Source organism: Streptomyces tatrensis, from assembly GCF_049310065.1.
GTDB lineage: Bacteria > Actinomycetota > Actinomycetes > Streptomycetales > Streptomycetaceae > Streptomyces.
Genome location: NZ_JBMDLB010000005.1, coordinates 292,016 through 310,874, shown reverse-complemented (window position 1 = coordinate 310,874; position 18,859 = coordinate 292,016). Strand labels below are relative to the sequence as shown.

Sequence of the window (18,859 nt, the reverse complement as noted above, 5' to 3'; positions counted from 1 at the left end):
GCCGCTGGCCTCGCCTTCTCCGAGCCGCGCCTGCCGAACCGATCGCCGTCACGCCCGGTCTGATCACCAACAGCCGAGGTAATCGCGCCGAGGCTCCGCTCCGGGGCTTCGGCGGCTTCGCCAGCGGTCCGGCAGGCGTGAGCTCGTCGGACCGCACCCATCACCGAACACGGAGAGGGAGACCATGGACGCCCGGAATGAAGCCGAGAAACTCATCATCGGGGAGCTGGCCCGCTGGTTCTCTCCTGGTGCGCAGCGCACCAATCGGCTGACCAGATCCCTGCTGCGGCACACGCAAGAGGTGGTGGGCCGCCTGCTCTCCGACCTCGGACGAGCCGATGAGGAGCTGAAGTCGCTTCGGCGAACGATGGAGGCGGTAGGCCGGATGGGTCCGCCCGCATTCGCTGCCGGCGGCAGCCACGTCTCGACGGCCTACAACGACGGATACCTCGCGTGTCTGGCCGATCTGCACACGGCGGTGGAAGACGCCGCGGGGAACGCGGGCCGGCCGCAGGTCGGCGTACGAGAAGGCGGTTCCTGATGGGCAGGTCCGCGCTGCGGCGCACCAAGGTGTCCGCCACCCGGCGGCGGGCGTGCACCGACAAGCGGAAGTTTCCCTCGCTTGAGGCGGCACAGCAGGCCGCCGAGCGGATCGCCCGCGAAGATCCCTGGCGGCACACCCGCGTTGCCTACGAGTGCCAGTACAGCGGGCGGGAACCGCACTGGCACATCGGACGCCCCTTCGACATTCCTCGGAGTCGACGCCGGTAGACAGCGGCCATTCTTTGAGCAGGGCCGTACGGTCGACCGCATCATTCGTTGCTTAAGTCTATGTGTTTGGTTATGGTTCAGGCATCGCTTCGCTCGTCCTACCGGGCAGGACTCTCCCCAGCCTCCTGCTCGTAGCACGGCGCGCCCCGATCCCCTGATCCAGTTCTCGAACGGAACCTCCATGGCTTCACGACACGCTCTTCTGTGCCTGCCGCCGCACTTCGCCGAGACCGCGTACACCCTCGACACGAGGCTGCGGCGCGCGCTCAACAAGGTGCGAGGTGGGCGCTTCGACAGCTACCAGATCACCTCGGGCCGATACACCGGCCACTTCCCGCTGACCCCTGGAGCGCCCGCAGACGATTCGCGTCTCGTACGCCCCGCGTCGGGCCCGGCCGACGTGTGCGCGGGCGGCCCGCTCAGCCTGCTGGACCTCGCCGTGCTGCGGGACCGCCGCGCGACGGAGGCGGCCGACCTCCACGACACCTGGGTGCGCGCCACCGACGGGATGCCCCCAGCCCAGCCGTGGGCGACGTTCGCGGAACACTGGGGCGCGAACTCCTTTCAAGCGCTCCTCGCCTTCCGCGAGCAGCCGCAGCTCAAGGCGCTGGCCGGAATCAGCGGGCCGGGGACCAGGCAGCGGGGCGAAGAGGCGGCCCTGATCAGGCTGGACCGCAGCGAGTTCATCGACCGGGCCCGGCGTCGTGCTGTACCCGGCAACAGCCTCCGGGAGCTCGACGGCACCTGGACCACGGATCCTGCCTGGCTGAACTCGGACGACTTCTCCGAGACCGGCAGCACCGCCTACTTCGACCACGCGAACGCCTACATCGACGCCCTCCCCGCCGACTACCTGGTTGTGGGTGTCGACTGCCGCCGCTGACCTTCTTCCCGCCGGGCCGCCGCCTCGATCCAGCAGGCGGCCCGGGGCCGAAGTACCGCCCGAACTCCCCGCCCGTCACCTCATGCGCCAAGGAGACTCCCCATGTCCTGGGACCTCATCCCCGGTCAGCACATCAACCGCGCGGATCTCCACGCCCGCTTCGACGGTCGCATCAAGTCCCGCATCAGCCCCTCGAAGCAGAGCCCGAACGTCCACCTGTTCATCACCCCCGACGCCGTGGCCAGCTCGCTCGATGGCTGGACGGGCAGACATCTGCACTTCGGCGGAGAGGGCGGTCTGGACGGCACGGACCAAACGCTTTCGCACGGCAACCGCTCCGTCTTCGAGCACGAACAGGACGGCCGGGCGCTGCGCGTCTTCCTCCAGCTTCATGGTCGACCGGTCCAGTACCTGGGCCAGTACCGGCTGGACCCGAAGATGCCGTTCGTGCACGTCGACGCCTCCTCCGACGCGCGCAGACCCCAGGACATCCGTCGGGCCGTCATCTTCCGGCTGCTGCCGCTGAACGGCCCCCCGCCGGTTGCCCTGCCTGTGGCCGACCCCGTCGCACGGCGCCGAACCGTCCAGCCGACCGCCCCTTGCTCCGTCCCAGGGGCCGTACTGCGGCACGCGGAACCCAGCCCGGCCCAGGAAGCCGCGAGCAAGCTGCTCCAGCGCTACGAACGCCACGCCAGGTGGTCTCACCAGGCCGACCTGACCGGCTACCGGATCAAGATCGCCGGAGAGTTCACCGAACTCCACGTCGACCTGTACGACCTCACCCGCAACGAACTCGTCGTGGCTCGCGCCACAGCGGCACGGGCCTCCGTGCAGGGCGCCATCGGGGAGCTTCACGACCTGGTCCGCTACTTCGATCCGGAGCCGCGCCGCGTCCTGTTGCTCCCCTCACCGCCCAGCAGCGACCTGATGGAACTGCTGCTTCGCGAGCAGGTGACTGCCATGTGGCCCTCCGGCCCGCGCGAGTTCGACCGCGCCGAGCCTCCGCTCTGACCCCTCGCATCATCCCCGTGCCCTGCCGCCCGGCGGCAGGGCACCGCTCGCCGAAGGAGGACACCGTCAACATGAGGGACCACTCACCCCAGCTGGCCGGTTGCGTTCCCGCGTTCGGCCGACACCGGACCTACCCCCCGAGGCAGGGCTGGCTCCTGAAGGTACACACCGCCCTTCAGGGCGACCCGCACCTCTTCCGCCACCCCGACGCAACCGTCGTCCTCGGCGTCGGCTCCAGCATGGTTCCGAGCATGCGGTTCTGGGCCGGCGCCTTCGGGCTCGTTCAGGACGACGCCGCAGGGAGCGGAGCGGCGACGCCGACTCCCCGGGGCCACTGGCTGCTCGACGAGGACGGCGCCGACCCCTACCTGGAGGATCCGGCCAGCCTGTGGCTGCTTCACTGGTGGCTGCTCAGCGGCACGCCGTGCTCCGTGCCGGCCTGGTACTACCTGTTCGCCCGGGCCGGGCTCTCCACCTTCACCCGCGCCAAGCTGCGCGCCTACATCCGCCGCGCAGCCGAGCAGACCGGCTGGAAGCCTCCGGCCGACGACACCATCGGCCGTGACATCGCGTGCATGGCGGCGATGTACGCCCCGCAGGTCGGGTCCCCCGACCAGCCACGCGCCAGCGTCGAGGACGTCCTCAGTAACCCGTTCCGCGACCTCAACCTTCTTCGCACCGCGACGCCCGGGGACGACCACCGCGGCGACCGCAGCCACTTACTCGGCCTCAACCGCGGAGCTGGCCAACTCGCCCCCGACGCGGTCCTGGCGTACGCCTGTCTCGACCACGCCGCCCGGATCGCGGCACCGGCTCCCGGAAGCACCACGCTCTCACTGCTGGCCAACGGGCCCGGCAGCCCGGGCCGCGTGCTGCTGATCGACACCCGCTCGCTGCACAGCGCTCTCGAGCGCGCGGCCCACCGTTACCCGGGGCTGTCGGTCGTCGAATCCGCGGCGGACGAGGTACTCCTCGCCTACTCCGCGCCCCCTGCGGTGCTGGCCAACAAAGTCCTGGCCGCCGCCTACCGCCGCCCAGAGGGCCCCGGTGACCGCTGACCTGGCCCGGCCGAACGCCCCCTCCGGTGCGCTCCAGCCCATCCCGGCCCCGGTCTACCGGTTCGAGTACCAGCAGCTGCTCGCCGCCGGCGTCCTGGTCGACCGCGCGGGCCGGACGGTGAGCGGCGCACCGTGCCCGACCTGCGACTGGCTCATGGACACCTTCACCTGCCCCGGCTCTCTGCCATGCCCCCGCTGCTCGGCGACCTCCGGACAGCGGTGTATGCGCCCCAGCGGGCACACAGCGGACCGGTTCCACACCAGCCGCGTTCGGGCCGCCGAGGCCGTGGACCGGGACCGCGAGGAAGCCGACGACCAGACCCTGCTCGCGCCCTGGCCCGAGTGACCACCACCGCGGCGCAGCCCCTCACACAGCGGGGCGGCGACGGATTCTCATTCGCCTCGGCCGTCCCTGCCGCAGCACCACGCCCGCGGCGACGACGTCGGACGGCCTGGCGGAGGCCCCGGTGACTTCGCAGAGCGTTCCTGTCGGCTTCAGTTGGTGTGGGAATTGCGGAGGTGCTCGCCTATGTATCCCACGTAGATTCGCCCGTTGCCGGCTGTGTTGTCGTAGAGGTGCAGGCGTGGGGCGGGGGGTTTGCCGGAGCCGATGCGGATGTGCTCCGCCATGAGGGCACGGCCGGACGGATGGACCTCGCGCGGGACGGGCAGCAGGCGCTCCTCGCGCAGCTTCGATGTGTTGAGTACCAGCTGCGATTCGGTCGCCGAGTACCGGCTGCGCGGCAGCGGGACGGAGGCGTCCTTCCACGACAGGTACGCGGTCAGGTGAGGCAGCAGCTCCGCGCCGTGCTCGCTTTTCGCGCGGGCATACGCGTCCAGGGCACGAAGGGCCTCCCAGGTGCGCTGGCGCCAGGTCGTCTCCGCGGTGTGGCCGCGCAGTGGCCGGGAAGTCGCGAGCACGTCACCGAGCACGATGCGGTCCAGCTCGGCCTCGGCCCGCTCGACGAGCTCCTCCCAGGAGGCTGGGCAGGCGGCCTCCGGCAGCGGCCCTACGGACGGCTGGCCGGCTGCCGTGAGCCGGGAGCGCAGCCAGACGATCTCGCGCGCCTGTTCGTCGAGCAAGTCCTCGGCGGCCTCCGCCTCGCCCTCGGCCGCGTCCCGGCGGGCTTCCGCGTCCCGCAGTGCCTGCCCCAGGTCGCTCGTGGCGAAGACGGTGAGCAGCTGCTCGTGGGCAGCGTGGGCTTCCGCAAGTGCCGCGCGCGCCGCCTCCACCTCTTGCAGCGCTTCCGTCTCCTGGGCGCGGTAGGTCTGTGCCTCCTGCCGGGCCTCGTCCAGCAGTGCGGCGGTCTTCTTGAGTTCCTTGCGCACTTCTTCCTCGGCCCTGAGGGCGGCGGCGAGCTGGGCCTCGGCGGCGTCCAGGTCGTCCTCGAGATCCTCGACGACTTCCTGGCCCGTCGCCAGGGTGAACTGCTCACGCAGCAGCGCGACGTGGCGGTGCAGGTCCGGACCGGCCTGGCGCTGGAGAGGGGCGTGACGGACGACTGCGTCGAGGAGCGCCTGCGGCCGCCCCTGGCTGAAGCGGGCCTCGGCGATCACCAGGTCTGCCGGACGGACGTGCCCAGGGCGGGGACGCTGGGGGACGATGAGGGCGCCGGCGGGCGGGAGCCGCAGCCCGAGGGACTTCAGCTCGCGGTTGACCGCGGTCAGCGCCCACGGTGCAACGCGGTGCTCGACGAGCCGGCCGACGAAGCCGGCGGGCAGGTACCGCACCAGGGGCATGAGCGGCGGCTCGAGGTCTTCCTGCCCGTCGTCGGTGGTGAGCACGTGGATGTCCGCCTGCGCATCCAGGGCGGCCCGGACCGCCTCGCGCGCCGCCTCGGACGAGTCCACAGGGTTGGCGCCGCGGTAGCGCAACAGTCCGCGGGCCCCGACGACGTCCCAGGCCGAGTCTCTCGACTTCGGCCAGAACATCGTCGCCGGCGAGGGCCACGACCAGTTCCAGGGCTCCGACGCCTCGGCGATGATCTCCCAAGTGCTGATCGGCCCGCCGTCGAACCCGGTGAGCATCATGCGGGCGCGGACGGTCACGTCCTTCTCCGGGCGCCAGCGGGCCTCGAACATGCGGCTCGGGCGCTTCTCGTCGGGGTAGTCGTGGCGGACGAAGTCCTCGACCGTCCCGGCGGCGATCAGCTCATCCAGCCGCTGCTCCACCACACGCGTGGACTGCTTCACCGCGCTCCTGCCCCCTGAGTACCAGACGGTGCCGGGCAGCGGGGACGGGGCTTTCTTCTGGTATGCCATGCTCGCTCAGGTGACGGGGATGGGGCGGGGAACCGGCCCAGTATCGCCCAGCCCACTGACACGGGGCTTGGGGCGGTCGCTGTGCAGCACCGCGGTCATCTCCCCGCAGCAGCGAGTGACGCCCGGTTCCCGCTCGGATGGGGGCAGCTGGACAACGCATAGGCGGCGGGCCGCGTAGGTCCCCGACCGGTTGCGAGGGGGCGGGAGGTTAGGGCCGTGTCCTGGTCGATCCTCCCCGGCCACACAGGCAGCCGTCAGCGGTCGCCGGCGCGGGTGGTGATCATGTGGTTGAGGTGGCGGATCTGGCGCTGCTCGGCATCCTCGACAAGTTCACATCGCCAGTCGTAGTGGACCTGGTAGTGGGACTCGGTGGCCACCGGGACCGCTGAGCCGTCGAGGGGGACGGTGGCCAGGTGGACGCTCCCGCCGTACAGGGCCACACAGGTTAGGACCGTGCGAAGGTGCTCGTGACCGTGCTCTTCAAGGCCCACGGTCCCGTCCTTGTGGGCGTGTGCGACCTCGTGCAGGCCCACCGTCCGCGTCTCGTCAACATCGGTGTATGCAGGCGCCGGGTCGAAGACGTGGTGCGGGCACTGGCTCACCGAGGTGTCGCGGACGGCGACCGTGATGTTGATGTCGGTCCGTGAGCCCGCGGACCCGGCGGTGTTGACGATGTCGAGGAGCCGGTCGCGGGTCGCCGCTGCCTGCGCGTCGATCGTGGTCCACAGCGGGCCGAGGCGGTGGCTCTCCAGGTGGAGGTAGAGGCTGATCATCAGCTCCGCCTCGGCCTGGGTCATCGTGACCTCGGGCAGCAGGTCCTCCGGGTCGGCTGCCGGGCGCAGTGGGGAGGGCTGGAACTTCGGGCTCGCGGTCTCGGTACAGCTCAGCGGCAGGCCCTCGATGGAAGGACGCACCGCGACCACGTCGTCGAGCTCCACCAAGCCGGTCGCCGGGTTCGCCCAGGTGCCGCGCATCGCCGGCCGAGTCCGGTTGGAGTAGGTCTCCATGATGTGCATGCGGTACCAGGCTGGTGCCGTGTCGTCCCAGCTCTTCCACAGGATCTCGACGGTCGCGGGCTCTTCGGGGCTGCAGTCACCGAAGAGCCGCTGCATCTCCTCGGACGCGGCTGACGGGTCCTCGGGCGGGACCCACAGTCCGAAAGAGTTCCAGGCCCAGGGCGCGTCATACTCCTGTCCGCAGGACTGCGCCACCATCTGAAGGTAGTGCCGGGTCGTCTCCCGCAGGGCGACGGCATCGTCGCTGGCTTCGGCGAGGCGGGGCTGATTGCTCACGGCGGCTCTTCCTGGAGACGGGCGGACGGTGGCCGGCTGGGCCGAGCCCAGCCTACTGACGCTCGGCGGCTGGGCTGGCCGGTCCTAACTTTCTTCCCCGGCGCACGGACGCGATCTGCGCGCGCCTGGATAGCGCGCAAGCCGTCGGCCCTCTCCGAGCGGCCCGGTGCTCGCCGAGTCCCGGGCACGGGACTGCCCTGGCCATCTGGCCAACGCGTCGACAAGAACAGAGCGAACCCGCGTGCATATCCCGCCCGATTTGCAGATCCCGCGCGGGTTACCCGCCCTGGTCGTCCCGGATTCTGAGAACTCGCGCGCTTCAGCCAGATCACGGTCCAAGATCACCGGATCGGAGGCTGGCTGCGACGGGGTGATCAAGCGTCTGGTCCAGGTCGGCGCCCGGGCGCCGGCGTCTGGACAGCTCCTAGAAGGCTGATGAAGATCTTGTTGAGGGGCTGTCCGGCCGGAGGCCGGGCAGCCCCTCGTGGTCATGTGTCGGCTGGGGCGAGGTGCCAGGTGCCGTTCGTGTGGGTGAGTCCGAGGTTGAGCAGTCGGCGGAGGTTGAGGGCTGCTGCTCGGGTGTGGAGCCAGGTGTCGTTCTTGATGGTGCCGATGTATCGGAGTCTGCGGTTGCCCCGGTGGACGATCCAGGCGACGGCGCGTTCGACGGGGGGTCGCCAGCGGCGGTAGGCGGCTTGCCAGTCGGGGTCGGTGGCGGCCTGGTGGCGGGCGGCCGCCTGCTGGTCGTGGTGGGGGCGGATGGTCAGGGTCCGGCCTGCTTTGGCTTTGGTGCACCGCTCGCGCAGGGGGCATCCGGTGCACAGGTCCTTGAAGGATGCTGTGCGCTGGTGGTGCTGTCCGCCGGGGTCCGAGAGCGGGACGGTGTGTCCTTGGGGGCAGGTCACGGTCGCCGAGGTGGTGTCGATGGCGAAGTCGTTGAGGGTGAATCCGCCGGGAACGGCCGCCCGCAATGGCGCGGGTTTGAGGAACAGCCGGTGACCTGCGGCTTCGAGGGCCTGGCGGGCGTCGCCGGTGGAGTAGGCGGTGTCGCCGAAGGCGTGGACCGGCTGTTCTTCGTCGGCGAGCAGGTCCAGGCCGACGGCTGCTTCGTGGTGTTCGGCTCCGGAGCCGGGACGCAGGGCGACGGCGGTGAACAGGCCGGTCTCGGGCTCGATCGCGAGGTGGGCCTTGAAGCCGTCCTGCTGATGGCTGCGGGTCTTGTGGACGTGACGGGACTCGGGATCGACGGTGGAGACCATGCGGCCAGGGGCGGTCCCCTGGGTGATGCGCCAGCGCCCGTCGCGGCCGTCGGAGCCGTCGGCGGGCTCGACGTCCTGCCCGGCGACCAGGGCAAGCAGACCGACCGCGCCGGCTGCCTTCTCGCCGAGCGGCTGCTCGGGCAGGTGCCCCAACAGCCGCAACGCGTCCGTGACCAGGGCATCTACGAGGTCGGCGCGGGCCTGGGCGTCGTTCCAGGCGATGCGGGGCTTGCCCGGGTCGGTGTAGTCGTGGGCCGTGCACTGCACTGCGGCCACCTCGGCGGCGCCGGGGACTTCCCGGATCACCGCCCGGATCGCGGAGATGATCTGGGTGACGGTGTCCTGGGTGGCGACCGCGTCGTCCAAAACGGTGGAGTCCAGCGCCCGGCGGTGCTTGCCCTTCAGCGCCCCGGTGGCCTTGACGACCTCACGAACGGCCTCGAAGACCCGGTTCGGGCGGGTGGAGCGGGCCAGCCGGCGCCGGAAGTAGGCCAGCAGCGACGGGTCGAACGCCATGTCATGCAGACCGAGGCCGCAGGCGGCTTTCCACCGCAGGTCACAGCGTAATTCCTGGACCGTCTCGAAGTCCGACAGGCCGTGCAGGGCCTGCACCGTGATCGCCGCGGCCAGGATCTGCGGCGGCATGGACGGCCGCCCGTTCGCCGACGGATACATATCCGCGAACATCTCCGCGGGAAACAACCGGCCACGGTGCTCGGCCAGGAACGCGAACACACTCCCAGCCGGAATCAACTCCCGACACGTCGCCCACACATCAGGCCCGACCGTCTCCCCGACCCACTCCCCTTGAACCACAACAACCAGTCTGGCCCCGCCGCTGACGCGGCGGAGCCAGAACCCAACATCTTCATCAGTCTTCTAGGCGAGTGCTGGCCGACACCCTGCACCACCTCGGCGCCGTCGGCTACGGCACTTCGGGACCGCTACATCCTGCTGGTGGGGCGCAGCGCGGCGGAACGATCTCGGACGGTCGTTGCCCTCAGGGCGCAGCCCTACCCCAAGTAGATTGCTTAATTCTATGAAACACGATATGGTTTACAGGTCGGGGGGCGGCACCCCACTAACTGCCAGTTCACCCGCCGGATCGCACTCCGGGAAGCCTGGGCCCGCTGGCAGACCACCCGGTCCACGCCCCCTTGGGGCGACGCGGACATGCCGCTCGCCCGCACCTTCACCAGCCCGCTACGCAGGGCCCCCTCCACACACCGCTAGGAGCCCGACCATGCCCAAGCCCCTGTCCGAAGCCGACTACGACGCCCAGGACGCCGTGTTCCGCGCCACCGAAGACGACCTAAAGCGCGCCTTCCACGCCATAGCGTCCGCCGCCGCCCTGCCGGCGGAGCTCGCCGCCGAGCTGCGCGCCGCCTTCCCCACCACCCGGGGCCCCGCCCACGACGTGTACCCAAACGTTCCGGCCGAGCTGCGCATCGACCTCCGGGACGCCCTGATGGAGTTCTTCACGCACCGGAAGTTCCCGATGCCGAGCGCCGTCACGATCGCCGTCACCAACGACTACGACGACGGGCCCGCCTGGAACACCTACGGGGCGACGCTCCACTACGGACCCGACGCCACGGTCGAGGCCCCCGACTTCGAGCGGACGTTCGTCGCTGACGCCCTGGTCGAGATCGGCGATGACGAGCAGCCCTACGGGACGCCGAGCCCCGTCCTGTACGTCCCCCTGCCCGCCTGAACCCGTCCCGCCCCGGCCGCCCGGCGCAACGTCAGGCGGCCCACCCAGCACCGAAAGGCCGCCCCCATGACCACCAGCACGATCAATACCCCCGCCGACACCACCCCGGCAGCCCCGCCGCGCCTGAACGCGGAGCTCTTCGCCGACGAGCCCGCCATCCTCGCGATGGTCGAGCACTGGACGATGGACCAGCTGTTCGCCATCGGCAACATGCTGCTGAGCGAGGGCGACCGGCGGGGAGCCCAGGAGCTCCTGGAGATCCTGCGCGACCTGTGCGCTCAGCCACCTGAGAACCCAGACTCCCCCGTGGTCAAGATCGAGTTCGTCACCGACAGCCCGTACGAGGACGGCGTGTTCTGGGACGGGGACATGATCTACCTACACCGCGCAGACGGCTCGGTCGAGGAGTTCTACTGGCCGGAGGATCCGCAGGACCCGGAGTGGGACGCCATGGCCACCCGGTACGCGGATCTGCTCGCCGACTACGCCCGCGCCGACCACCCCCAGGAAGGCGACCACCTGGTCGTAGACCTGGTCAGCGGCGAGTTTCGCCAAACCGGCCAGTGGTCGCTCTGCTGATGTGCGCCACCGGTGGCGGCCCCCGCCGCTGTGCCCGGCTGGGGTCGGAACGAATCGGCGCCCCACTCCGCCCACCGGGCAGCACCACGCCAAGCGTGGCGACGGCCGCGCAGGCGTGGAACGTGGCGAAGCAGGCCTGCTGTGTCGCCCCCAACGGCTACGGGCCAACTGGCCGAGGCCTGCGTGCTGCTCGCCGCACGATCCCCTCCAGCCAGCTCCTGCCGGAAGGAGCTCACTCCGCCGAAGCACCCGCCCCGGCCGCGCCCCGCCATACGAGCCCGGCCGCGAAGGGCCGCTGACCCGCGCAGCGCCCCGGGGGACCGCCTGGCCCCAACTTGTCGGGCGCCGGCCTCCGGCACCGCCCGACGCCCGCGACCGCCGCGCCCCTGACAGTCCGATCCGACCGGTCGAGCCCTCACGGAGTCCCGTATGAAACCGCCTAACCCCACACCGCCCCAGCAGCGCCGACCGCTGGGCCGCCCCCGAGGCCACGCCGACGCCCACCGGCTCGGCGTGGCCGTCGCCGAGGCCTGGCACTCCACACCGTTCAGCAGCCGCATGGACATCCCCCTCGGCGTCGTCGCCTCCCTGGCCCTGATTCCGGGGAGAGACCATCCCGCCGAGATCGTCCAGATCATCAACGGGAGCAGCGATCGCCAGCTCCTGCAGGGGCTGCGGGAGGTGTGTGTGCATCACTGGGCGCGGCAGCCCGAGTTGGCGCCGGTGATGACGCCCCTGTTCGCCTGGCTGGTCGAAGAGAACGTGGAGGACCTCGCCCGCTCGGTTCGCCTCGTGGTCGACGCCTGCCTACGTGAGGGCATCTTGGGCATGACGGGGAGTAGCAATCCGGAGGAGCGCAGCCACGTCGATGTGCTCTCGTGGGTGCTGATGGAGCTGCGCTCACCCGGTGCTCGCAAGCGCCTGGGCGAGTACCACACGCCGCCGCACCTGTCTGAGCTGGTCGCGAACTTGGGCGCGGGCGGGACACTGCCGCCGGCCGGTGAGCAGTTCATGGAACCGGCGCGGGGAACAGGCGGGATCTTCCGGGCAATCGCGCAGCATGTGCGCTCGCTGGGCGGGGATCCGGCGGACTACGAATGGTGGCTGGTCGAGATCGACCCTCTGGCCGCCGCTGCAGCGGCGGCGAACAGTATCGTGTGGGGGCTCGGCCGCAGGGTGGTTGTCGCCTGTGGTGACACCTTGCGCGATCCGCAGGTGGCTGAGCGCGTCGCGAGTACGCGGATCGAGCTCCGGGCCGAGCGCGACACGATCCTCAAGAAGGTTGGTGCGATCGCGGCAATTCGCCGAGTGACGACCATCATCGATCAGCACTTCGGCAAGGACGGCTCCTGACCTTCTGCGGGGGCCGACGGCGATGACGAAATCCGCGAGATTGTCCCCGGGTTGGTCACACCTTTCCGCTTAGCGCGTTCCCCCAGCGCCCGCCTTGCCCTCGCTGCGGCGCCCGGATGGCGCCCCCTTCGTCCCCGTCGTATCGGGGCTGTCAGCCGTTTTGGCATGATCCTCGATCAGGAGCGCGATTCCGCGCCGCGACCGAAGGGGAAGCCATGCGCAGCACACGGGGACTGGCCGCCGTCATCTCGGTGGCGATCGCGACGCTGTCGGCGGGTTGTGCGGGCTCAACGTCCGAAGCGGGCCCCGGCCAGGAGGCCGCCCGGCCTGCAGCCGCTCCCAGCACCGCAACATCCCCGCTCCCTGAAGGAATCACCGCGCTGGGGAGCCCGGCCCCCATCGCGACCCAGGGCTGGACGCTGCAGGTGGATCCTTTCCAGGAGACCAGCGCGGGCGCCTCCGCTGAGGGCGTGCCCGCCGGCTGGACCGTACTGCGCACGAAGGCGCGATTCACGAACAGCAGCGGCCGTGTCGCGCGCCTGCCCGACACCGCTCTCACCGTGCGGTTCGGCCCCATCGGCCGCCAGGCAGTTCTGGTCAAGGACGCCGTCCTCACTGGCCTGCCCGCGCGCGAGGCCGCCGTGAAGGAGACCCCGGGCTCCACGTTCACCGCCGAGGTCGGAGTGGCCGTTCCGCCACAGGGGCTCGGTCAGCGGGTCACTGTCACCGCCGAAGCCACGGAGGAGGGGATGGCGGAGGCCGACAACCTCTTCTTCGAGGGCACCCTGCCGGGCACCACAGCCGGAGCATCTGACTCCCCGGTGCCCACCGAGGCGGGGCCCGCCACTGAAGGAGTTCTTCCTCTCGATACGTGGTCGCAGACCGGGGTCCGGCTCTCCGCGATCACGCTCGGGCCGGCGAAGGACGGGGTGAGGTCGGCTTCGGCCGACCTCACCGTCGTCAACGGCGCCTCTCAGCCCCGCACCGGCCTGGGAGTCACCCTGCGGGTGCTGACTGGCACGGACCTGCGCACCACCGCGGCGCTCACCGCGGGCCTGGACTACCCGGACGCTCCGATCGCCCCGTCGCGCCCGGCCACCGTCAACGTGCACTTCACGCTGCCGTCCTCGGCCGTCCCGGGTCCGATCAGCGTCGAAGCGGTCGATCAGGGAACCACGTTCACTTTCAGCGGCACAGTCAGCTGAAGGCGCCGCCTTCGGACGTACGCCAGCGACACCGCAAGGCGGCACGCAGTTGCTACGGCCGGGCGCTGGTGAACGCGTTGCCGTCGGCGCCGGCGCGGCGAAGTTCACCGAGTTCCTCCAGGCGCAGGACACATACAGCCGGGCGCAGCGCCTCGCGGACGGTCCCGATCAGGAGCAGTTCCGCGAGCTCCTGCAGACGGGCGGATGCGCCGGGCATGGAGTGGAGCATTCGGCGGACGTCGTCGTTGTAGTGGTGGGAGGCGGCCATGTCCTGCTCGGTCAGCAGGTCGCGCCATTCGAAGCCGTCGTCGGCCGGGGCGTAGCTGATCAGCTCGGCCCAGTCCTGCTCGGTGGGCGGCGTGTTCAGGTGGAGTACGTCGAGGCTCATGAGGGCGTTCCTTTCATGGCGGGGGCAAGGGCAGCGCTGGGCACCGGCGTGCGCTGAGCGCATCCGGATTGCGATTGCGTGCGTTGAGATCCTCGGCCCCTACGGGACCGCCACGGCGGGACGTACCTGCCAGCGGTGACCTTAGCGGAGCCCTGCCCCCGAGGCCCAGGAGGTCCTCCGCCGACCTCAACGTCCCCGCCTCGTTGTGCCAGGTCGGCCACACCGTCGTAGCGCGCGCCTCGGCGCTGTTTGGCCCGTTGTCACACCAAAGGCCTCTCCGCCACCTCTATGGATGACGCATCACTCCGACACTCAAGGAACGCCATGTCCCACCGTCTTCTCGCCTCGGCCGTCAGCGCCGCCCTCGCGGCGGCCACGCTGGCCGCCTGCGCCCCCACCGAGTCGGCCCCGAAGGCCGCGGCCGGCCCGATGACACAGGTCACGTCCGCCATCACGGCGCTCGACCAGCTCCCCGTCAAGGGCAGGGCCCCCAAGACGGGCTACAGCCGCGACCAGTTCGGGCCGCCCTGGAGCGACAACGGCTCCGCCCCGGGCAGCCACAACGGCTGCTCAGGGCGCGACGACATCCTCGCCCGCGACCTGACCGACGTGGTCCGCGAGGGGCCGTGCACCGTCGTATCCGGAGTGCTGCACGACCCGTACACCGCCCGCACGATCACATTCACCCGAGGCTCGAAGACCTCCATGGCCGTCCAGATCGACCACATTGTGCCGCTGAGCCTCAGCTGGCAGACCGGCGCGCAGCAGCTGACTCCTGCCGAGCGCCTCGACTTCGCGGGGGACCCACTCAATCTCGTCGCGGTCGACGGTCCGACGAACCAAGCCAAGGGGGACCGCGACGCCGCCTCCTGGCTGCCGCCCAACAAGGAGATCCGCTGCGGCTACGCCCTGCGCCAGGTCGCGGTGAAGAAGAAGTACCGGCTGTGGGTGACGTCCGCGGAGAAGGAGGCGCTGCACCGTGTTCTCGGCAGCTGCCCCGGGCCGGCGCTCCCCGGTGAGGCGGCAGCCAAGTGAAGGAGGACATAACCGGATCGCTCCGTCCGCGGCCGTTCGGGGGCGACGTAGATCGCTGGCAAAGCGCGACCGAGCAGGCCGTGCGTCGCCACCACGCCGTCTCGGAGCAGCTCGCGGGTGGAGCCTTCGTCCAGTCGGCCGTTGCAGTGCAGACCGTGGAGCGCACGGACTGGGGATGGATCCGCTGGGGGTACCCGCTTCAGTCGAGGCTCCAGTTCGAAGCCGCTTTCCCTGCGGAGGTCGGAGTGTTCGCCCCAGGGCGGAGCACAGGGTGGCGTGCAGTCCCTGCACGCATCGTGTGGGGGCGCCGCCCGGTGCTGCTGTTGAAGCAGCTCGGCGGTGCCGAACTGCCGATCCCGGTGAGTGTGGGCCGTCTAGCGCTGGTCCTGGCCGTGGTTCTTCTTCTCGGGCCGGTCCTGGGCGTGCACCTGGCGGCGGGGACTGCCCTGGTCGGTGCGGCCGTTGCCGGCGTCGCACTGGCCTGGGGCGGCCCTGCCGTTGCCGCCGTGGCCACGTGTCGCCAGGTCCGCATCCTGGACGCCGGTGCTCCGTACGCCGGACGAATCCACCGTCTACTGGCCCTCCAGCAAGTGATCGCTTCGGCGGCATCGGTCTCGGAGGTAGCCGAACTGCGGCACGCGGCACAGGGCGGGCACCGATTCCTCTGGGACGCCACCGGACTTGTCCTGGCCGCCGGTGAAGAGGGGCGTGCGCTCGATGTGGTCGAGGAGTACGAAGAGGCCTATCACCGGCTGGGGGCGGCGTCCGCACAGGTGTTGGAAGAGCAGGGGCATCTGGAAGACCGGTTGGCCGACCTGGACGAAGGAGACAGAGGTGGCGCCGGAGACCAGGGCGCCTACCGCGGCACGCGGTCTGCCCGGCTTGTCGAGGAGGCGGTGCCCACTGCCGTCCTGGACGAGATCACCGAGAGCCTGGTGGAGCTGGCGGCCGGACTGCGGCACGCTCAGCACGCCGTCGCTCGCGCCACTGATCCGGCACCCCACCCGGAGGAGGACGGTCATGGCGACCGGTGATGGAACGACGGCAGCGGCGGCTGGACGCTCACGTGATCCCCTGGGTGCCCAGCGGGCACGCCTGGCCACCGAATCGGCAGCCCGCGGGCTGGTGTGGGCGGTCCTGACCGTCAGTCTGCTCGGAACCGTGGTGACGGCTCCGTACCTTCCGAGCCCATTGGGTCGGCCGGTGGCGCTGCTCAGCATCATCGGCGGCCTCGTGTCCGGACTGGTCACGGTCTATCGCCTGTTCATCGCGTTTATGGCTGCGCTCGGTCTGGTCCGGTTCGCCGCGTCCGCAGGTACGCGTGCCCACTCGGAGTCACGCTCCGGGAAGACCGTCTCACGGGAGGGAGCGTGATCTCCGTCATAGCTCCGTCGAGCCCGGAGTTGGGGCTGGGCGCCTTGGTGAACTGCCGTACCGGCACTGCGAGCGGGGCCCGAAAGCACTGGCCTGAACCAACGTTGATTGAACCGCCAGGCGAGGGTCCGAGCCCCGGCCGACCGCTCGGCGGACAGAAGGCCAAGTCAGCATCACACCCGACCAGAACAGACATACGCACACATAAGGTCAAGATCATCACAAGAATAGATCTTGACGCCCCGAAAGGGCCGTGCAAGATTCGTATAAGTTACCGATCAGATTCAGTCACGGAACGACCAGTATTTCCACGTGGGGACGTGGGAACGGGGGAGGGGGACGTGTGTATTCCAAATCACGTCTGACGTGCACATGCTTCTCCGCCGCGGCCACCCGCGAAGACTCGGCAAACCCCTCGGCGGCCGAGTATGACCTCGCACCGACTGTCCGAATTCCTGCCGTGCCCGCTAACATCCCGCCCACCGGCACCACCTTGGCCGGGAACGGGCGCGGAGACCGCCTCGAAGTCACAGGCGAGACGGAGCACGGTGGGCAGTCGCGGAGTAGCAGGCTTCAGCGCCGCCGCCCTGCGCCGGCTGCGAACGGCCGCTCGGCTGTCCCAGGACGAGCTGGCCACGCGGGCGCGCAGCCACGGAGCGAGCGTGGCCGGTCCACACATCTGCCTGTACGAACAGGGAAAGCGCAAACCCCAGCTGACCACCGTGCTGGCGCTGGCCGCTGTGCTGTGCGTGCCACTGTCCGCGCTCATACCGGACAGCGCCCCGGTCGATCTGGCCAGGCTGAGAATGCTGGCCGGCATGAGCCAGGGCGATGTGGCCAGGCGTCTGGGAGTCGCCCAGGCCCGCTGGTCCAGGATCGAGCGTGGCAAGTCGTCACTCGACGACTCCATGCTCCCGCCGGCCGCCAGGCTGCTGAAGATTCCCGTGGGTCAGCTGCGCCGCGCTCTCGAGGCTGCGCGCAGCGGATTCACGCCGAGTTCGCACGGCTAAATCCGAGTGACTATCCCGGCTGCCCCGTTCTAAGCTCGCGGTCCCCCTGACCTTGGCCCGCCCGCGCCCACTGTCCGCGGCGATGTCAACAACCTCTTTCAACTCGCGTTTTCCTGATGACCTTTCACGTAGGGGGATATGCCAGTGGCACTCTCAAATGCGGCTGATATACGTCGTGCCGGCCTGATGCTGGTGACCGCGTCCGCCACGGTCGCGCTGCTGGCCGGCTGCACGAGCGGATCCGAGAAGAAGGCTGCTCCTACGCCCTCCGCTTCGCCGTCCGCGAGCGCTGACCCGCAGGCCGCCGCGAAGGCCGAGGTGGCCGCGGTCTACCGCAGCTACTGGGATGTCCAGATCGCCGCCTTCGCGAAGGCGGATGTCCGAGACACGGGCCTTGAGAAGTACGCCTTCGACCAGGCGTACAGCAAGACCCTCGCGGACGTGGCCACGATGAAGGTGAACGGGAGCGTGATGACGGGGAAGCCGCAGATCACCCCCGAAGTCACGGCAGTGAGTCTCGACCAGGACCCGAAGAAGGCGTCCATCAGTGACTGCGTCGACGTCACGAACTGGAAGGTCGTCGACCCGAAGACGGGCAAGGAGTTCCCCCTGCCGCCCGAACGTCTGAAGCGCTTCGTCACCAAGTTCGAGGCGCGCACCGTGGGCAGCGAGTGGAAGATCGTCTCCGTCGAACAGCAGGACCGCACATGCTGAGGTCTCGCGTCCTGCCGGCCGTGTTCCTCGCTTTCCTTGCGGTCATTGCCGTCCTGATCCAGCCGACGACGCCAGCCTGGGCAGACGGCGACCCCAATGTCGGACACTGCAACTCGTGGGTGTGCGGCGGTGTCACCGTGCCCGGAAAGCCCCCCACCGGGGGCGGCGGAGGCGGGGGCGGCGGGGGCGGGGGCGGCGGCAGCCAGGGCCCCGGAACCACATGTGCCTCCGGGGCCACGCACAACGGCATCTTCCCCTGCGAGCTCCCCGGGATCGGCCGGTGGAACGACGACGCCTGCTATATCGGCCTCGCCATTCCCCAGCCGCCCAAGTCCGACCCCGTCTGGCACGGAGAGACAACCGGCGCGATCTATTACCACGCGTGCATGTCCCAGACCCACGGGCTGCCCAACGGTCAAAACGGCGGCTTCATGGCATGGCACGCCACGGACCCCCTCGGTACCGGCCCGTCGGCAGCGCAGCTCGCCCAGCAGGCCTTCGCCCGGATGCGCCTGGACGGGGCGCAGATCGGCTCGGCGCCGCCTGCCGGCTCCGAGGGCCTTGTCGGCATTCCCGTGTGGTTGTGGACCGCGCAGTCGCCGCAGACGTGGGGTCCGCAGTCGATGACGGTCTCCGCCGGCGGCCTGTCCGTCACGGTGACGGCCAAGGTGAAGGCCATCGGCTGGTCCATGGGCGACGGCACCACCGTGACCTGCACCAAACCCGGCACGCCGTACGAGAAGAGCTACGGCAAGACGGACTCCCCGGACTGCGGGCACCGATACACGAAGGTCGGCAGCTTCACGATCACGGCCACCAGCACGTGGACGGTGGACTGGACCGCCACCAACGGCGAGACCGGCACGCTCCCGGACACCACCCGCACCTCCACGACCACGGCTCGCATCGGCGAGCTGCAGGTCGTCAACTAGCCCGAGGAACGAAGCACGA

General features: G+C 70.1%; 20 protein-coding genes. 16 read left to right on the top strand and 4 right to left on the bottom strand.

Features of this window, described 5'->3' with window-relative positions; genetic code table 11:
- Nucleotides 1-184: 184 nt before the first annotated feature.
- The 6 genes from ACODT5_RS03040 to ACODT5_RS03015 all read left to right on the top strand — a co-directional run bounded on the left by ACODT5_RS03040 (nt 185) and on the right by ACODT5_RS03015 (nt 4,069).
- On the top strand, nt 185-541 hold the full coding sequence (locus tag ACODT5_RS03040) for a hypothetical protein (protein ID WP_422517605.1): 357 nt from the start codon (nt 185-187) through the stop codon (nt 539-541).
- Nucleotides 541-771 carry a hypothetical protein gene (locus ACODT5_RS03035; protein ID WP_422517604.1) on the top strand — a complete coding sequence of 77 codons (231 nt, stop codon included), beginning with the start codon at nt 541-543 and terminating at the stop codon, nt 769-771. Before ACODT5_RS03040 ends, ACODT5_RS03035 begins: the two co-directional genes overlap by 1 nt.
- Before the next feature lie 181 nt (nt 772-952).
- Nucleotides 953-1,654, top strand: a complete 702-nt coding sequence (locus tag ACODT5_RS03030) for a hypothetical protein (protein ID WP_422517603.1) — start codon at nt 953-955, stop codon at nt 1,652-1,654.
- Nucleotides 1,655-1,756: 102 nt separating this feature from the next.
- Entirely contained in the window at nt 1,757-2,665 is a 909-nt protein-coding gene (locus ACODT5_RS03025; protein WP_422517602.1) for an SRA domain-containing endonuclease, read from the top strand.
- Nucleotides 2,666-2,736: 71 nt separating this feature from the next.
- On the top strand, nt 2,737-3,723 hold the full coding sequence (locus ACODT5_RS03020) for a DUF4007 family protein (RefSeq protein ID WP_422517601.1): 987 nt from the start codon (nt 2,737-2,739) through the stop codon (nt 3,721-3,723).
- A complete protein-coding gene (locus tag ACODT5_RS03015) occupies nt 3,713-4,069 on the top strand; it encodes a zinc finger domain-containing protein (RefSeq protein ID WP_422517600.1) in 357 nt (118 codons plus the stop codon). The genes ACODT5_RS03020 and ACODT5_RS03015 overlap by 11 nt, the downstream gene beginning before the upstream one ends.
- A gap of 149 nt (nt 4,070-4,218) precedes the next feature.
- Here the strand turns inward: ACODT5_RS03015 and ACODT5_RS03010 are convergent, their stop codons facing one another.
- The 3 genes from ACODT5_RS03010 to ACODT5_RS03000 form a co-directional block, all read right to left on the bottom strand.
- Nucleotides 4,219-5,916, bottom strand: coding sequence for a hypothetical protein (locus tag ACODT5_RS03010; protein ID WP_422517599.1), 1,698 nt, complete (start codon nt 5,914-5,916; stop codon nt 4,219-4,221).
- A 323-nt stretch (nt 5,917-6,239) separates the two neighbouring features.
- Entirely contained in the window at nt 6,240-7,277 is a 1,038-nt protein-coding gene (locus ACODT5_RS03005; protein ID WP_422517598.1) for a hypothetical protein, read from the bottom strand.
- Nucleotides 7,278-7,765: 488 nt separating this feature from the next.
- Nucleotides 7,766-9,310 (bottom strand): IS1182 family transposase, encoded by a 1,545-nt coding sequence (locus ACODT5_RS03000; protein ID WP_422517597.1) that lies wholly within the window; start codon nt 9,308-9,310, stop codon nt 7,766-7,768.
- 469 nt (nt 9,311-9,779) lie between these two features.
- On the opposite strand from ACODT5_RS03000, the gene ACODT5_RS02995 reads away from it, so the two are divergent.
- The 4 genes from ACODT5_RS02995 (at nt 9,780) to ACODT5_RS02980 (ending at nt 13,387) form a co-directional block, all read left to right on the top strand.
- The gene (locus ACODT5_RS02995) at nt 9,780-10,250 is read left to right on the top strand and encodes a hypothetical protein (RefSeq protein WP_422517596.1); all 471 of its coding nucleotides are present in this window, start codon (nt 9,780-9,782) and stop codon (nt 10,248-10,250) included.
- Between the two features lie 66 nt (nt 10,251-10,316).
- The gene (locus tag ACODT5_RS02990) at nt 10,317-10,829 is read left to right on the top strand and encodes a hypothetical protein (RefSeq protein WP_422517595.1); all 513 of its coding nucleotides are present in this window, start codon (nt 10,317-10,319) and stop codon (nt 10,827-10,829) included.
- A 513-nt stretch (nt 10,830-11,342) separates the two neighbouring features.
- On the top strand, nt 11,343-12,182 hold the full coding sequence (locus ACODT5_RS02985) for an N-6 DNA methylase (RefSeq protein ID WP_422517594.1): 840 nt from the start codon (nt 11,343-11,345) through the stop codon (nt 12,180-12,182).
- Between the two features lie 215 nt (nt 12,183-12,397).
- A complete protein-coding gene (locus tag ACODT5_RS02980) occupies nt 12,398-13,387 on the top strand; it encodes a hypothetical protein (protein WP_422517593.1) in 990 nt (329 codons plus the stop codon).
- 52 nt (nt 13,388-13,439) lie between these two features.
- On the opposite strand, the gene ACODT5_RS02975 is transcribed toward ACODT5_RS02980, so the two are convergent.
- On the bottom strand, nt 13,440-13,775 hold the full coding sequence (locus ACODT5_RS02975) for a hypothetical protein (protein WP_422517592.1): 336 nt from the start codon (nt 13,773-13,775) through the stop codon (nt 13,440-13,442).
- 324 nt (nt 13,776-14,099) lie between these two features.
- On the opposite strand from ACODT5_RS02975, the gene ACODT5_RS02970 reads away from it, so the two are divergent.
- The 6 genes from ACODT5_RS02970 to ACODT5_RS02945 all read left to right on the top strand — a co-directional run bounded on the left by ACODT5_RS02970 (nt 14,100) and on the right by ACODT5_RS02945 (nt 18,840).
- On the top strand, nt 14,100-14,810 hold the full coding sequence (locus tag ACODT5_RS02970) for an HNH endonuclease family protein (protein WP_422517591.1): 711 nt from the start codon (nt 14,100-14,102) through the stop codon (nt 14,808-14,810).
- A gap of 314 nt (nt 14,811-15,124) precedes the next feature.
- On the top strand, nt 15,125-15,844 hold the full coding sequence (locus tag ACODT5_RS02965) for a hypothetical protein (protein ID WP_422517590.1): 720 nt from the start codon (nt 15,125-15,127) through the stop codon (nt 15,842-15,844).
- Nucleotides 15,831-16,184, top strand: a complete 354-nt coding sequence (locus ACODT5_RS02960) for a hypothetical protein (RefSeq protein WP_422517589.1) — start codon at nt 15,831-15,833, stop codon at nt 16,182-16,184. The genes ACODT5_RS02965 and ACODT5_RS02960 overlap by 14 nt, the downstream gene beginning before the upstream one ends.
- A 548-nt stretch (nt 16,185-16,732) precedes the next feature.
- Entirely contained in the window at nt 16,733-17,194 is a 462-nt protein-coding gene (locus tag ACODT5_RS02955) for a helix-turn-helix domain-containing protein (protein ID WP_422517588.1), read from the top strand.
- A 144-nt stretch (nt 17,195-17,338) separates the two neighbouring features.
- Nucleotides 17,339-17,908: a hypothetical protein gene (locus ACODT5_RS02950; RefSeq protein ID WP_422517587.1), complete on the top strand. Its 570-nt coding sequence runs from the start codon at nt 17,339-17,341 to the stop codon at nt 17,906-17,908.
- A 386-nt stretch (nt 17,909-18,294) separates the two neighbouring features.
- A complete protein-coding gene (locus ACODT5_RS02945; protein WP_422517586.1) occupies nt 18,295-18,840 on the top strand; it encodes an ATP/GTP-binding protein in 546 nt (181 codons plus the stop codon).
- Nucleotides 18,841-18,859 lie beyond the last annotated feature (19 nt).

Excerpts from the sequence above, each read along its gene's own strand:
- ACODT5_RS02975 (WP_422517592.1), bottom strand. The coding sequence starts at position 13,775 with ATGAGCCTCGACGTACTCCACCTGAACACGCCGCCCACCGAGCAGGAC.
- ACODT5_RS02945 (WP_422517586.1), top strand. The coding sequence starts at position 18,295 with ATGTCCCAGACCCACGGGCTGCCCAACGGTCAAAACGGCGGCTTCATG.
- ACODT5_RS02960 (WP_422517589.1), top strand. The coding sequence starts at position 15,831 with ATGGCGACCGGTGATGGAACGACGGCAGCGGCGGCTGGACGCTCACGT.
- ACODT5_RS03030 (WP_422517603.1), top strand. The coding sequence starts at position 953 with ATGGCTTCACGACACGCTCTTCTGTGCCTGCCGCCGCACTTCGCCGAG.
- ACODT5_RS03035 (WP_422517604.1), top strand. The coding sequence starts at position 541 with ATGGGCAGGTCCGCGCTGCGGCGCACCAAGGTGTCCGCCACCCGGCGG.
- ACODT5_RS02970 (WP_422517591.1), top strand. The coding sequence starts at position 14,100 with ATGTCCCACCGTCTTCTCGCCTCGGCCGTCAGCGCCGCCCTCGCGGCG.
- ACODT5_RS02995 (WP_422517596.1), top strand. The coding sequence starts at position 9,780 with ATGCCCAAGCCCCTGTCCGAAGCCGACTACGACGCCCAGGACGCCGTG.
- ACODT5_RS03020 (WP_422517601.1), top strand. The coding sequence starts at position 2,737 with ATGAGGGACCACTCACCCCAGCTGGCCGGTTGCGTTCCCGCGTTCGGC.
- ACODT5_RS02980 (WP_422517593.1), top strand. The coding sequence starts at position 12,398 with ATGCGCAGCACACGGGGACTGGCCGCCGTCATCTCGGTGGCGATCGCG.
- ACODT5_RS02990 (WP_422517595.1), top strand. The coding sequence starts at position 10,317 with ATGACCACCAGCACGATCAATACCCCCGCCGACACCACCCCGGCAGCC.
- ACODT5_RS03025 (WP_422517602.1), top strand. The coding sequence starts at position 1,757 with ATGTCCTGGGACCTCATCCCCGGTCAGCACATCAACCGCGCGGATCTC.
- ACODT5_RS03040 (WP_422517605.1), top strand. The coding sequence starts at position 185 with ATGGACGCCCGGAATGAAGCCGAGAAACTCATCATCGGGGAGCTGGCC.